We start from the raw sequence: 14,407 nt of genomic DNA on the forward strand, positions 1-14,407 counted from the left end.
AAAAAAGGTAGAGACTCATTGGAAGCCCAGGTAGTCACCGAAACAAACTACGTCACCGACCCATTGCTTGGCCCGGCGCTCATCACGCTCGATCACATTCACAAGACCTATCAGATGGGTGACGTCGAAATACACGCGCTGCGCGGAGTTTCTCTGCACATCGATCGCGGTGAGTTCATAGCGATAATGGGCGCGTCGGGCTCTGGCAAGTCAACAATGATGAACATCCTTGGATGTCTGGACAAGCCGACGCGCGGGCACTACATCCTCGACGGCCAGGACGTTTCAAAGCTGTCTCGAGATGAGCTGGCTGACATTAGGAATCGAAAGATCGGCTTCGTGTTTCAAGGCTTCAATCTGCTATCACGAACCTCGGCGCTGGAAAACGTCGAACTCCCGATGCTGTACCGCGGCGTTAAGACTGCGGAGCGTTTGGAACGCGCCAGGGAAGCTCTCGATATAGTCGGCCTCGGCGAGCGGATGAACAACCTGCCGAACCAACTCTCGGGCGGACAGCAGCAGCGCGTGGCGATCGCCCGCTCGCTGGTGAACAGGCCCTCGATCATTCTTGCGGACGAGCCGACCGGCAACCTGGACAGCCGTACGGCTGTCGAAGTTATGGATGTATTTCAGCGGCTCAATGAAGAGCGCGGCATCACCATCGCCCTGGTCACGCACGAGCCCGACATCGCTCAATACGCGCGCCGCACGATCGTATTCAAGGACGGCCGGATCAAGAACGACTATATGATCAAGGAGTCGCGGTCAGCTCGCGAAGAGCTTGAGAGCCTGCCACCGATTGAGGACGACGAGGAGGATGACGAATGAGTTTGCTGTTGACCTTTAGGATCGCCATTCGCGCGCTGGGCCGCAACAAGATGCGGTCGATCCTCACCATGCTGGGCATCATCATAGGCGTGGGCGCCGTCATCGCCATGGTCGGCATAGGTCAGGGCGCGTCGGCGTCGATCCAGTCTCAGATCGCCAACCTCGGCAACAATATGCTTTTCGTGATGTCCGGCTCAATGAACACCGGCGGGATGCGCGGGGGCGCGGGCTCTTCCAATACGCTGACCCCTGAAGATGCAGTCGCAATTGAGCTGGAATGTCCTTCAGTGCGTGCCGTCAGTCCCGGCGTGCGCGCCAACGGTCAGCTTGTGTTCGGCAATCTAAACTGGGTCGCGTCGAGCGGCATTCAAGGCGCAAACGAGAAATTCCCTGATATTCGCGCATGGCCGGTTTCGAGAGGAGAATTCTTCACGGAAGGCGACGTGCGAACTGCGGCGCGTGTTTGCGTGATCGGCAAGACAGTTGCCGATAATGTCTTTGCGGACGGCGATCCGATTGGCCAGACGATGCGAATTCGCAATCTACCCTTCCGCGTGATCGGGGTGCTCAGCAGCAAAGGTCAAAGCGCGTATGGACAGGATCAAGACGACACGGTTATCGTTCCTTACACGACCGCGCAGAAGAAGATGCTCACAATCTCTCACATCCACCAGGTCATGGTTTCGGCCATCAGTCCCGCTGCAACTTTCACCGCGGAGAAACAGATAACCGATCTGCTTCGCCAGCGGCATAAGCTCGGCGCAAATCAAGAGAATGATTTCTTCGTGCGCAACCTGACCGATGTTGCCGAAGCGGCCGATCAATCCAGCAAGATCATGACCAACTTGCTCGCCTCGATTGCAGGCGTATCGCTATTGGTAGGCGGCATCGGGATTATGAACATCATGCTGGTGTCGGTCACCGAGCGCACCCGTGAGATCGGGATTCGCATGGCGATTGGCGCCCGCAGCGCCGCGATCAGACGACAATTTCTAATCGAGTCGATCACGCTGTCAGTGGTTGGTGGCGTACTCGGAATCCTGTTCGGCGTAGGCGCTTCAATCATAATATCTAAGACCCTCGGCTGGCCGACGTTGGTCTCGCCCGTTTCCATCTTCGCGTCGGTTATTTTTTCCGTATTGGTCGGAGTGGCGTTCGGCTACTACCCAGCACGAAAAGCGGCGGGGCTGGATCCGATCGACGCGCTTCGGTACGAATAGGCGCAGGGCTTGATTGAAGACGAAGAATTGAAAATCGCAAAGTCAAAGGGAACAACAACTCTTCAGCCGTTGTTCCTTTCAATTTGATTCCCGATTTGCTCTTTTGCAATTTTCAATCCCCGTTTTTGGCTGGAGACTCCCCGCCGTTCCCAAATACTCTGCTGGGCTCCCACCTAATCGGGTATAATAGAAACCTGAACAGAAGGACGCCTGGCGCGTTCTATGAGTAGTAATCAGGTTGCATCAAGGCGGCGATGAATCGGAGATTTCTAGCGATAATGTTTTGCCTCCTGTTAACCGGCACTTCGCCGGGGGCAGCGGCATTTCAACTCGACCCCGTAGCAACGCCCACCCCTCAAGACGCCAAGCAGAGCCAGGTGCGCCGCATAATCAGCGCGGCCGAGATGCATTACATTCGGGGGCAGAACGCCTATAACAGCGGGCAGTACCAGCTTGCGAGGCGCGAGTTCGACGAAGCTGTCGATACAATCTTCGTCGAGTCCATTGACGTGCGCAGCGACGACGAGCTTCGCGTCTACTACCGCCAGTTGATCGAGAAAGTTAATCGTTATCAGATCGCCGCCCTCGAGCAGAAGGACGGTGGATTCAACGAGCAGCGCTTCGAGCCTTCGCCGCTCGACAAGATCGCATCGCTCTCAGACGCGGACCTTGAAGAGGTTGGCGCAGCCGAGGAAGAAGACGCGGTAGCACGATTCAACTTCGACTTCACACCCGCCATTCCCGTTCGACAGTTCATCAACTATTTCACCAAAGGGCGCGGCCGCGCGACGATGGAAGCGGGCCTCCAGCGCTCGGTCCGGTTCCGCGAGATGGCCCAGCGCATCTTCAAGCAGGAAGGCGTGCCGACTGATCTGGTGTGGCTGGCGCAGGTTGAATCAGGTTGGAACCCATACGCTTATTCGTGGGCAGCCGCAAAAGGGATATGGCAGTTCATCCCCTCGACGGGCGCGCGTTTTGGCCTCACCCAGAACTACTGGGTCGATGAGCGCTCGGATCCCGAGAAATCAACTCTCAGCGCGGCACGTTACTTGAAGTGGCTGTCCGCCCGCTACAAGGGCGACTGGTCGCTCGCGCTTGCGGCTTACAACACGGGTGAGGGAAACGTCGATGCCGCGATAGCGCGCTCGGGTTCGCGAGATTTCTGGCGTTTGCATCGAGGCGGCTTCATCGCGTCGGAGACCCGGAATTACGTGCCGGCGATTCTGGCGGTTGTGACGATAGCAAAGAACCCGAAGAAGTACGGGTTCGAACTGCCGCCCGCTTATCCTTATCGCTACCAAACGCGAATGGTCACGAGTCAAACCGATCTGCGCCCGCTGGCGAAGAAGCTCAAGGTTTCTTACGGAACCTTGCTTGACCTGAACCCCGAGCTTCAGCGAGGAGTCACCCCTCCGGGCAAACATACCATTCGCATACCGGCTTCAATGGCAGTCAAGGCTTCGAATGAGCCGGCCGAGCCAACTCCGGCCCCGACCAACCCTGAGCCCTGAGACACCGCGAGGGCCTTACTAACAATACTATTGCCCACGTCCTGGCCCTTTGGTATCATCCGCTCGGTCCTCATCCAGGCTTCACTTGCACCTCCCGCGCCTGCCCTCACTGACTAACAGCGATCTCAAGAACATCCGACAATGTCCATCCTGATCTTCATACTCCTCATAATTTTCCTTGCCCTGGTTTCCTCCTTCATACCGATAGGCAACGAGAATTCGACCGTTCGCCGCTTGCCATGGATCACCTTCTCGATCATGGCGCTTAACGTGATTGTCTTCTACGTCACCTTGCCGGTGGTTGCCGGCCAGCTCGACGAGATGACAAAAATCGGGACCAGGATGGAACAGTTCATAAAGCAGCATGAAGAGTTGCTGGCTGACCCGGACGTGCGAAAGAAGCTCGCCGAAGTAGGAGTGATAAGCAAGTTCGAAGCAGACGCTCTCGAGGAGCAGCTCAAACACGCTCCGGAAATCGCAGCTCAGTACAAGGAATGGCTCGCCACCCTCGAAGCCCAAAGGCTGCGAGACGAGCTTGATCAAAAACTCATCGCATTCAAGGACCTCGCAAAAGAAAGTCTATGGTACAAGTACGGGCTCGCCCCGAACGGCGACTGGAAGCCGCATCAACTGATCACCGCCGCGTTCTTGCATGGCGGCAGCCTTCACCTGTTCGGCAACCTGATCTTCTTCTTTGCCGTGGCCTTCAGTCTCGAGGATCTCTGGGGCCGAGGTGTGTTTCTCGGTTTCTATCTTCTCGGCGCTGCGGCTTCGTGCATACCGGGCTTAGTCAATCCTGCAGCCGTGCCTTCGATAGGCGCATCAGGGGCAATCTCAGCGACGATGGGCGCCTTTCTGTTCAGGCTGCCAAAGACGAAGATAAAACTCCTGTGTTTGCACTTCTGGTGGCTTCGACTGCTCTTTGGGAAGAAGCCGATAGTCGTGATGGTCCCAGGCTATATCTATCTGGCCTCTTACTTCATCGCTCAGGTGGTGTACTGGTATTTCGACAAGAAGGCGGGATCGGTTTCGAATGTCGGCTATTCGATCCACATTGCAGGTTTTGTGTTTGGCGCGGGCTTCGCGATCATGATGAAGCTCACAAAGTATGAAGAGGAACACATCAATCCGAAGATCGAAGCGATGGTTTCATTCTCAGCCGCGCCCGCCGTCACCCAGGCCCTGGAGGCGTTGGATAAGGGAGACGCGGTGTTGGCAGAGAGAAAGCTCAGGGCTCATCTTGGCAAGCAGCCAAACGACACGAATGCGCTGCTGACAGCGATACAGCTATATCAACAGACTTCGAACTTCGACCGGCTCAACGCTATGTACGCCCGCCTGATCCGCCAGCACCTGGTCAACAAGGACAAAGAGGCGGCGCTTTACGCCTACGACGGTTTGCTGTCAGCGTTCCCTGATGACAACGTCGCGCCTCGAATCCCGGCGCGCGACTGGCTGACGATCTGCGAGTACCTGAAAGAGTCGGACATGAACCGCGAGGCAGCAGTGGAGTATGAACGCCTTGTGAACGCCTGGCCTGATGATCCCCTCGTCTCGCAGGCTGCGGTTCAGGGAGGCGAAGTGGCTCTCTCTGTTGCCGACCCCGACCGTGCCATAGAGTTATTCAAAAAAGCAGAGGCGATGCAAGCGCTTGAGCCGTACGGCGCTCGCGCCCGCATGGGTATTGATAAGTGCAACCGGATATTGGAAGGACGTGGCAACTGGGCAAAGCACCCACCACGAGCGCCTGAAAAGCCTATCGAGAAGCTGTCCTTTTGATGTTACGCCGGGTTGATGTCACGCCCGCGGCCTACGTGACCTTGATCCGCGCCAAGCCGGCCGTCCTTCCATATCATTTCAAAATGAAACCTTCAGACCCAGCAAAACGGTGCGCGGGCGCTGGGTCCGTCGCGGTAGCAGAAAATCTGCATCGTCGCGATCGACGAACTCCGAACCGAAGCTGAATATCGTGTTGTTGAAAACATTGAACGCGTCTACAGTGGCTCGCACTCTGACGTGATCCCCAACGACAAACGTCCGTGACGCGCGCAGGTTTATCGAGCGCGTGCCCGGTCCGATCCCGTAGTTGCGCGGCAGGTCCCCGGTCGTGCCAATCGGCGCAAGCGCAAGCGCCGACTTGACGTCATCCGCCGCACCGCTCCCGGGCCGCCGCCATTCAGGCCGCCCAATCTCCTGGATAAAGTTAGGACGGTCGTTCTCGATGTCATTCAAGTTTCGATCAAAACCGGCTCCGATGTTAAAGGGCTTCGAGGACCCAAACGACAATATCGGCGCAACGTCCAACTCGATATAGGGAATTTGAAACAGGCCGCTGAACGTGAATCTGTGCCGCTGGTCCTGAAGCGACAGCGCCCGTTCGGCTCGGCGGTCAAACAAGTCCTGTGGTGAGGCGGTGTTCGTAGTTCCTTCGTCGACGAATCTCGAAAGCGTGTACACCGCCCGAAAGGTCGCCCGGCGGCCAAGCGAGGAACGCAACGAGAAAACGCCGCCGTGATAAAAAGAGTTGCCGGTTGATTCCAGAAGCTCGACTTGGGTGAGCGAGGAGTCCGGCCTCAAAGAACGGAGCGCATTGAGCGCCGCCGTGATGTTGGAGGAGCGTGGTGCGTTCAGTCCGAGCGTCAACACTCGCACGCCGTTTTCAACTTGAATCGCTCCTGAAGTCGACGAAGTATTCGCGCTGCCATCGAAGCGCACAACGTCAGCGCTGGATCCTGATATGGGCCTTTGGCCGCCTTGCAGCGGGCGGTTATCAAAATCCCGGCTCTCGAGGTACTGGGTGAAATTCCGAAACCCGATGGGCAACACCGGAGCGTTGATATTGGTCTCCCGCCAAAGGTGAGCGCCGCGAGTGAAGATGTAGTCCACGCTCGCAACCAGACGCTTTGCAAGTTGGCGCTCTATTCCGAGACCCGTCTGAAGGGTGTATGGAATCTCGAGATCCGGACTGACCCGCCGCAGGAATTGAGTCTCGGCTATGCCGAACCGGTCGATCAGCGTCTGATCGTTGATCGGTTGCGGGAAGCGCACCGCCGATAGGACCTCGGGCTTCACGTCGGAGTCGACGATAATTGTCGATGTCCCGAGAGAGAAGTCATCGATCGTGCGGAGCAGCGCGCGATTGTAGAACAGACCGAAGCCCGCGCGGACGACAGTCTTGCCGGGCTCGGCCAGCTTCTTAAAACTGCGAAAGAGCTTGCCGCCGAACGGGTCCCAAGCGATCGCAACGCGCGGGCTGAAGTTCTTGCGATCCTCCAGAACAGACTCGTTGTCCCAACGCATGCCGAGCGACAGCGTCAGATTCGACCGGATCTTCCACTCATCCTGCATGAAGACGCCAACCACGTTATTCGACACGCGGCTTTCGGTGTCGAAGCGCTGGACGAAGCGGCTCAGGTTGTTCGCAAGGAAGTCATCGACTGTATCGAACGTGAACTCGCCGGCGGTTGCGAACAGATCTTGGAACGTCGAGCGCACCAACTGAATGTCACCCCCGGCTTTGAACAGGTGTGCTCCGAGTATGACCGAGATGTTGTCCTGAATCTGCGTTCGCTTCTCTTCCCTGGCGAAGGCGGGGGAAGCGTTGCTGCCGGTGAATGATCCCGCGGTAACTCTGGGTGATGTGATCACCACGGTCGCGGAGTCCAGGCCTGCCGTGCTTCGAGGCAAGAGTCTCGAATACTGAAACCTCGCCTGATTGACAAACTTGTTGGCGAAGACCAGGTAATCCGAGACGCTGATCGAATCCGAATTGCGGCCCTCGATCAGAATCGTCTCGGGCAACCGCGTACCGCCCGGAAAGCCGCGACCGTTTTCGCCGCGCAGCAGGTCGAACCGAACGGCGGCGTTATGCACTTGTGAGAAGTTCAGGTCCGCACGGAGGTTCCCGACGTTCGAGCTCTCAGGCGTCGGAATTTCTTCGGAGAACAGCGCGACCTGACTACCTGCTGCCGGAGGCTGAGTCGGCTTTGGCAGCGGAAACAAAGGATTGCCGGCAACGGGCACGAACGCATTGACCTCCGCAAAGTCTGGAAAATCAAACCGCTCGTAGCTGGCGAAGAAGAAATCCTTTTGCTTTCGAATCGGACCAGACAGCACCCCGCCTTCCCGCCGTTGCTGCTGAGCCACCCGGCCAAGACCTCGCGCGTTGCGGAAATAAGTATTGGCATTGAGCGACTCGTCAGAGAAAAACAAGTAGCCGTTCCCGTGATAGCCGTTCGCCCCTGCTCGTGTTCGAATGTTGATCCGGCCGCCCGAAGCGCGCCCGTATTCCGCCGCGTACTGGTTGGTTATGATCTGGACTTCGGCGATCGATTCGATGCTCAGACCAATACGCTCGCGCGCCGAGCGATCATCGTTGTTGTCGAGCCCGTCTATGGTGATGTTGTTCGACGTCGCCGGCGCGCCGGTAAGCGAGAATGAACCCGCCTCTTCGGGCGTGCCTCGCAAGAAGACTCCTCGCCCTTCATCGGCCAGGTCGGTTGTCGATAAGGGAGCTTCCACGACGCCTCCGAGCAGGAAGACGAGCTGAAGCGGATCACGATTGAGGATCGGCAGGTCCTCGAGCTCACGCTGAGTTATTGTGTCGCCGACAACAGTTCGATTGGTGTCGACAAGCGCCGGGCTCGAAGCGGCAACAGTAATCTGCTCGCTCACTCCAGCGGCGTGCAGAGCAAAGTCGATCGCGAAACTCCGGCCCGTCGTGGCCGCGATCGGTTGGCTCTCCTCCTCCGAGAAGCCGGTTGCGCTCACCTTGAGCTTGTAGTTGCCGGGCGCGCCGACTGCGATTCGGAAGCGGCCTTCGCCGTTAGTCGTCGCAACACGCTCGACGCCGGTCGCGGTTTGGATCGCTACGATCTTCGCTCCAGGAATCACCGCGCCAGCGGTGTCCCGTACGACGCCTTCGAACACGATATTGTCGAGATCGTCCGCGCTTGTTGTCGTAGCCGATACGACGAGCACAAGTAACAACCCAGCGAGCGCCAGCGCGGCTGTGTAAGAAATCCTGGTGAGCATGTCGGGCACCTCCGATGAAATCTTCGGCCCTGACGACGACGATTGTGTCTGCATCAACCCAGGATTAGGCCGCGGATAATATACGACGCGAGGTGTGTGGTGGACAATGCGAAAACGTAGGGGGCTAATCTAAGGACCTTCGGCGCCAGTGAGTGTCTGAGGAAGGCAGAGGTATCAATTGGGCACATTAGGAGCAAAAGGATGGAAGCGACTAGCTCAATCGACGCGGCCACCGTTCTTGACGACAAGCTCGATGCGCCGGCGCGGGACCAGAGCGCTCTTGGCGCTCTCGTCGCTGCTGAATAACTCCAGCGCGATGTTCTCGCGAATATACCGGAGGAAATTCTCGAACTCGTGTTGCATTCGATTCATCTTTTCGCGCATGTTAAGAATGATCTCAACCCCCGCGAGATTCACTCCGAGATCGCGAGTGAGATTGAGTATTAGCTCGAGCCGTTCGATATCTTCTTCAGTGTAGTAGCGCGTGCCTTTAGCCGAACGCGATGGTTTGATCAGACCTTCGCGTTCGTACAACCGCAGCGTTTGAGGGTGGACGCCATACTCCTCAGCCACTACGCTTATCGTATATTTCTTTACGGTCTTGCTCTTCGACATTTTACTCTTTTGCCGCGGTTCGATCGACGTCGTCGTCTTTGCCCCCAGTCTTTGTCATTCCCTGCTTCTCATCCTGCATGGATTCAATCGCCTTGCGCTTTTCGTCTATGAGGATTGCCTCCAACCCCAGGGCCCCGGCCTGGATGAACTGAGTGGTCTTACCTTGCCCGGCGGCGAAATCCCGTTCCCATTCCGCTACTGTTCTACGTCTGCGGCGACCGTTTTCTCGAACGACAGACCAGAACAGCAGCGCAATAAGCGCTAGCGGTACCAACCAGTAAAGAAGCTGTTCAATCATTCGAGCCCCATCTCGGCGCGAGGATTCTCAGGATTGTATCGCGCGTAGCGCCCGAGTAGCTCCTTTGTCTCTTCACTTATCACTCTGGGGAGCGTGATCTTCACTTCTACGAACTGATCGCCGCGGCTGCCTCCGGCGCGCAGGCTTGGGGCGCCGCGCTCTCGCAATCGGAACCGCTGCCCCGACTGAGTGCCCGGCGGAATCCTGAGCAGCGCCTTTCCGTCCACAGTCGGCACTTCTATTTTGGCGCCGAGCGCGGCCTCGGGCACAGTGAGCGGCACGACGCAATGGATATTGTCCCCTTGACGTTTGAAGTACGAATGCTCACTGACGTTGGTGACTATGTAGAGGTCGCCGGACTGACCGCCTGACCTGCCCGCGTGCCCCTTGCTCGGGACCCTGACCCGCGAACTGGTCTCGACACCGGCCGGTATCCGAACCGTGATTGTTTCGCGCCTGGCCACGATCCCCTGGCCCTTGCAAGCGGCGCACACAACAGCGACCTTTCCGGTACCCGCGCACTGAGTGCATCTGGAAGGTCCGCCGATTCGCCTCGCCTGCTGACCGGTTCCGTTGCAGGCCGAGCATGCGGCGTCAGCGCTAGCCGTTTCGCCTATCCCTCGACAGTCGGCGCAGCTTTCGCTGCGATCCACTTCAATCCTGGTTGTCAGGCCCTGCATCGCCTGCTCGAAGGTCAAGGCAAGCGGGTACTCAAGGTCGCTCCCGCGTGAGGGCTGTTTGCGCGAAGGCGAAGCTTGAGGTCTGAGGTTGCTGAAAACCTCCGAGAATATGTCACGGAAATTCGCGGCTCCGAAGTTGGAGAAGTCAAACACCGGTCCCCAGGCAGTACCGGCCCCGGCCGCCGCGTGCTCCGAGTAATAGCCGTAGCGGTCGTATATCTCGCGCTTCTTGGGGTCGGACAAAACCTCGAAGGCTTCGGAGATTTGTTTGAAGCGATCCTCCGAAGCCTGGTTTCCGGGGTTGACGTCCGGATGATGACGCCGCGCGAGTTTGCGATAAGCCTTCTTTATGTCCTCGGCTTTCGCACTGCGCGGTACACCCAGCAGCTTGTAGTAGTCCGGACCTTGCATAGACGATGATGCGTGCGAAGCAGCATAGACTTTAGTCGATCACATTCGAGACTAAGGCGCCCCCGCAGCCACGGAGACACGAACTGAAGTCTATGCTAGTTCACGACGGCTCCTCACTTCTTATCATCAACGTCGACGAAGTCGGCGTCGATCACGTTATCCTCGCCGCTCCCGCCGCTTCCAGCAGCCGCGCCTGAAGCACCGGCGCCGCCGGTTTGGCCGCCCGCCTGAGAGGAGGCTTGCTGATACATGATCTCGGCAAGCTTGTGCGAGGACTTGACCAGCCGGTCGTATGCCGCGTTGATCTCAGCCGCATCACTCGAATCGAGCTTGCTTTTTGCCTCGGCTACCTCGGATTCAATTTCGCTCGCGGTCGAAGCATCAACCTTGTCGCGATGCTCTGACAAAGTTTTCTCGGTCGAGTAGATCATTCCGTCCAGCTTGTTATGCGCTTCAATGCGCTCGCGAGCCAGGCGGTCTTCTTCGGCGTGCGACTCTGCATCGTTCATCATCCGGTCGATCTCATCCTTGGCCAGGCCTGACGAGGATGTAATGGTGATCTTCTGCTCGCGGCCGGTGCCGAGGTCTTTGGCCGAGACATTGACGATGCCGTTGGCATCAATATCAAAGGTCACTTCGATTTGCGGAACACCTCGCGGCGCAGGCGGGATGCCTACCAGATGAAACTTCCCGAGAGTGCGGTTCTGCCCTGCGATCGAGCGCTCGCCCTGAAGTACATGGACTTCCACGGAAGTCTGACTGTCAGAAGCGGTCGAGAAAATCTCCGACTTGCGTGTCGGAATCGTGGTATTTCGCTCGATCAATTTCGTAAACACACCGCCGAGCGTTTCGATACCGAGACTCAGCGGCGTGACGTCGAGCAGAAGCAAGTCCTTCACTTCGCCACCAAGCACACCAGCTTGAATCGCCGCGCCGACGGCGACAACTTCGTCCGGGTTCACACCCTTGTGAGGTTCGCGTCCGAAAAACTCCTTTACCATCTGCTGGACCTTCGGTATCCGAGTCGATCCGCCGACCAGCACCACCTCGTCGATCTTGTCGGTTTTTAATCCGGCGTCTTCGAGCGCCGCGCGGCACGGGCCAATTGTCCTCTGCAAAATCTCTTCAACGAGCTGTTCGAACTTCGCGCGCGTCAGTTTCATGACCAGGTGCTTGGGCCCTGACTGGTCGGCGGTAATAAAAGGAAGATTGATCTCCGTCTCCATCGTCGAAGAAAGCTCGATCTTCGCTTTCTCTGCCGACTCTTTCAGCCGCTGCAAAGCCATCTTGTCCTTCGAGAGATCGATGCCCTGATCTTTACGGAACTCTTCGATGATCCAGTCGATGATGCGCTGGTCGATATTGTCGCCGCCCAGGTGAGTGTCTCCATTAGTGGACTTGACCTCTACTACACCTTCCCCCACTTCAAGAATCGAGATGTCGAACGTTCCGCCGCCGAAGTCGAATACTGCGATTGTCTCGTCTTTCTTTTTGTCCAGCCCGTAAGCAAGCGCGGCGGCGGTCGGCTCGTTGACAATACGCATGACTTCGAGGCCCGCGATCTTGCCCGCATCCTTGGTGGCCTGGCGCTGGGAATCGTTGAAATACGCCGGGACGGTAATGACCGCTTGAGTCACTTTCTGTCCAAGATAATCCTCCGCGGCTTGCTTGAGCTTCTGAAGGATCATTGCCGAGATCTCCGGCGGAGACCACTCTTTATCACCGGCTTGGATCCTGACATCGTTTCCGGCTCTGGTGACCTTGTAAGGCACCATCTTCATTTCTTCATTCACTTCATCAAAGCGACGCCCCATAAAACGCTTGATCGAGTAAACGGTGTTTTCCGGGTTGGTGACCGCCTGCCGCTTGGCCACCTGTCCGACTAAACGATTGCCGTCCTTGGTGAACGCTACGACAGAAGGCGTGGTCCGCGCGCCTTCGGAATTGGTAATAACCATCGGCTCGCCCCCCTCCATCACCGCGACAACCGAGTTGGTGGTACCAAGGTCAATACCTATAATCTTGCCCATTTTTCAATGCCTCCAGGAAGTTGAAATCAAATTGAATCTTAATATCTGAGCACGATGCTGTCAAGTTTTTTGTAAGTCGGAACCTCAACAATTCTAGATTCCATCAATTCTCAATGCTCCGTTTGTTCTTACTGCGGATGCCAAGCGTCGTCTGCCTGTGAGTCAGTCAGGGGCTACAACGCTGGATGTTGCGCAAGTGCTATGCGGTCGTCTCGCTCGAGACCTTCTGCGGCTCGCGTCGCAGAATGCTTATTCCCTTAACCACGTATTCGCCGCCAGAGACTATGAGGGACGCGATCACGATCGCGTAGAGAAATGGCAACAGAAAGATCAGCCGTCCTGTGGTGTGAAAAACAAGAAACCAGACGATTAGCCCCAGCTCTACCAGCGTGTTGATTTTGCCTAGGAGGGTTGGCTTGAAATCTTTGAACTTCGTCAGCAAATACACAACCAGCGAACCCAACACTATGATCACATCTCTACCGACCACGGCGACAGCAAGCCAGATTGGAATCGACGGGAATCCCGCGTGCGGAATTGCCATCACCACAAAACCGGTGGTCGTCAATAGTTTGTCGGCGATGGGGTCGAGGAACCGGCCGAGACGTGATTGCTGCTTGAATCTGCGCGCGATGAAGCCGTCGACGAAATCAGTGACGCTCGCCCCGAAGAACACTAGAAGCGCTTTTCCAAAGCTTCCTTGCTGGACGAAATAAAGGAAGGGGACGGTAAGCACCATACGAAAAGTCGTGAGGATATTCGGAATCGTCCAGACTCCGGCTCGCCCAACCTCGGATCGATTCGGCTTCGCGACGGCCGCCTGAGTTTGATTTGTTGCCATTTTATTGCAGCGATTATATGGTTGTGAACCGGCCCGGGCAACATCAATGCTCTCCGAGCAAGCCCCTTGATCTCTATGCAATAGTGTCTTGCGCGACCGCAACCCAGGCTTCGCCGGTTCCAAAAGAGTTGCGAAATCATTGCGTCGAATCTTGCGAAATCATTGTGATGAAAGGAGATATATTGAATATTCGCACAGAACGCATCATACTGTTTTATGTGAAGCGGACATTCACCTAAAGGCGCCGATTCATCGAGCGAACCACAACACTAAAGCAAGACAGGGAGAGGTAGCAACAAATGCGTTTGTATTCCGCGTCAGTATCGTGCAGGAAATTGAAAGTTCTTTATAGAATCAGCGCGCTAGCGCTGATCGTAACCTCGGTGCTTACTCTTCACGGCCGTGTCGGTGCGCCTGTTGTGGCGGCTACCGCGGAGGCTGAGCAGAAAGCTCTAGGAGACCTTACAAGCGGCAACCTCCTAATTGACAAGATGATTGCGGACGCGGGAGCCATGTACGACGTCGATCCAAAGCTGATTTATTACGTCATGCGACAGGAGTCCCAATTCAAGCCCAGTGCTCGGTCAAACAAGGATGCGCAGGGATTGATGCAGATCATCTCCGCCACCGCCGAGCGATTCAAGGTCGAGAATCGTTATGACCCGCGGCAGAATATCGAAGGCGGTGTGCGGTACCTGAAATGGCTGCTCAAGAGATTCGACGGTGATGTTATGCTGGCACTTGCGGGGTACAACGCGGGCGAGGGAACCGTCGAAAAGTGCGGTAACAAGGTCCCAGATTACAAGGAGACGAAAAACTACGTTCAAAAAATCACCACTGCCTATGGCAAGACCTACCATCCGGTGCCCCCGCGCGAACAGACACGCCTCGAATTGGGCCCAATACTGACGTCAACCGGGTAACGGCCCGAGCGAATTC

11 protein-coding genes are annotated in these 14,407 nt (G+C 56.7%); 5 read left to right on the forward strand and 6 right to left on the reverse strand.

Annotated elements, in window-relative coordinates; translation table 11 throughout:
* Nucleotides 1-114 precede the first annotated feature (114 nt).
* The 4 genes from AABO57_16550 to AABO57_16565 all read left to right on the forward strand — a co-directional run bounded on the left by AABO57_16550 (nt 115) and on the right by AABO57_16565 (nt 5,338).
* Complete coding sequence (locus AABO57_16550) at nt 115-828, forward strand: ABC transporter ATP-binding protein (GenBank protein ID MEK6287352.1); 714 nt, start codon at nt 115-117, stop codon at nt 826-828.
* On the forward strand, nt 825-2,048 hold the full coding sequence (locus tag AABO57_16555) for an ABC transporter permease (GenBank protein ID MEK6287353.1): 1,224 nt from the start codon (nt 825-827) through the stop codon (nt 2,046-2,048). The genes AABO57_16550 and AABO57_16555 overlap by 4 nt, the downstream gene beginning before the upstream one ends.
* Before the next feature lie 278 nt (nt 2,049-2,326).
* Entirely contained in the window at nt 2,327-3,559 is a 1,233-nt protein-coding gene (locus AABO57_16560) for a lytic transglycosylase domain-containing protein (protein ID MEK6287354.1), read from the forward strand.
* A gap of 141 nt (nt 3,560-3,700) precedes the next feature.
* Entirely contained in the window at nt 3,701-5,338 is a 1,638-nt protein-coding gene (locus AABO57_16565; protein ID MEK6287355.1) for a rhomboid family intramembrane serine protease, read from the forward strand.
* Nucleotides 5,339-5,416: 78 nt separating this feature from the next.
* Here AABO57_16565 and AABO57_16570 read toward each other — a convergent pair whose 3' ends face one another.
* The 6 genes from AABO57_16570 to AABO57_16595 form a co-directional block, all read right to left on the reverse strand.
* Nucleotides 5,417-8,593 (reverse strand): TonB-dependent receptor, encoded by a 3,177-nt coding sequence (locus tag AABO57_16570; protein ID MEK6287356.1) that lies wholly within the window; start codon nt 8,591-8,593, stop codon nt 5,417-5,419.
* Between the two features lie 216 nt (nt 8,594-8,809).
* Entirely contained in the window at nt 8,810-9,208 is a 399-nt protein-coding gene (locus AABO57_16575) for a helix-turn-helix transcriptional regulator (protein MEK6287357.1), read from the reverse strand.
* Between the two features lies 1 nt (nt 9,209).
* Nucleotides 9,210-9,506 carry a hypothetical protein gene (locus AABO57_16580; GenBank protein MEK6287358.1) on the reverse strand — a complete coding sequence of 99 codons (297 nt, stop codon included), beginning with the start codon at nt 9,504-9,506 and terminating at the stop codon, nt 9,210-9,212.
* Nucleotides 9,503-10,597 carry a molecular chaperone DnaJ gene (gene dnaJ, locus AABO57_16585; protein MEK6287359.1) on the reverse strand — a complete coding sequence of 365 codons (1,095 nt, stop codon included), beginning with the start codon at nt 10,595-10,597 and terminating at the stop codon, nt 9,503-9,505. Before dnaJ ends, AABO57_16580 begins: the two co-directional genes overlap by 4 nt.
* A 113-nt stretch (nt 10,598-10,710) precedes the next feature.
* The gene (dnaK, locus tag AABO57_16590; protein MEK6287360.1) at nt 10,711-12,627 is read right to left on the reverse strand and encodes a molecular chaperone DnaK; all 1,917 of its coding nucleotides are present in this window, start codon (nt 12,625-12,627) and stop codon (nt 10,711-10,713) included.
* Nucleotides 12,628-12,826: 199 nt separating this feature from the next.
* Nucleotides 12,827-13,468: a CDP-alcohol phosphatidyltransferase family protein gene (locus tag AABO57_16595; protein MEK6287361.1), complete on the reverse strand. Its 642-nt coding sequence runs from the start codon at nt 13,466-13,468 to the stop codon at nt 12,827-12,829.
* A 335-nt stretch (nt 13,469-13,803) separates the two neighbouring features.
* On the opposite strand from AABO57_16595, the gene AABO57_16600 reads away from it, so the two are divergent.
* Nucleotides 13,804-14,391, forward strand: a complete 588-nt coding sequence (locus AABO57_16600) for a lytic transglycosylase domain-containing protein (GenBank protein ID MEK6287362.1) — start codon at nt 13,804-13,806, stop codon at nt 14,389-14,391.
* Nucleotides 14,392-14,407 lie beyond the last annotated feature (16 nt).

The organism is Acidobacteriota bacterium, from assembly GCA_038040445.1.
GTDB classification, from domain to species: Bacteria; Acidobacteriota; Blastocatellia; order UBA7656; family UBA7656; genus Onstottus_A; species Onstottus_A frigus.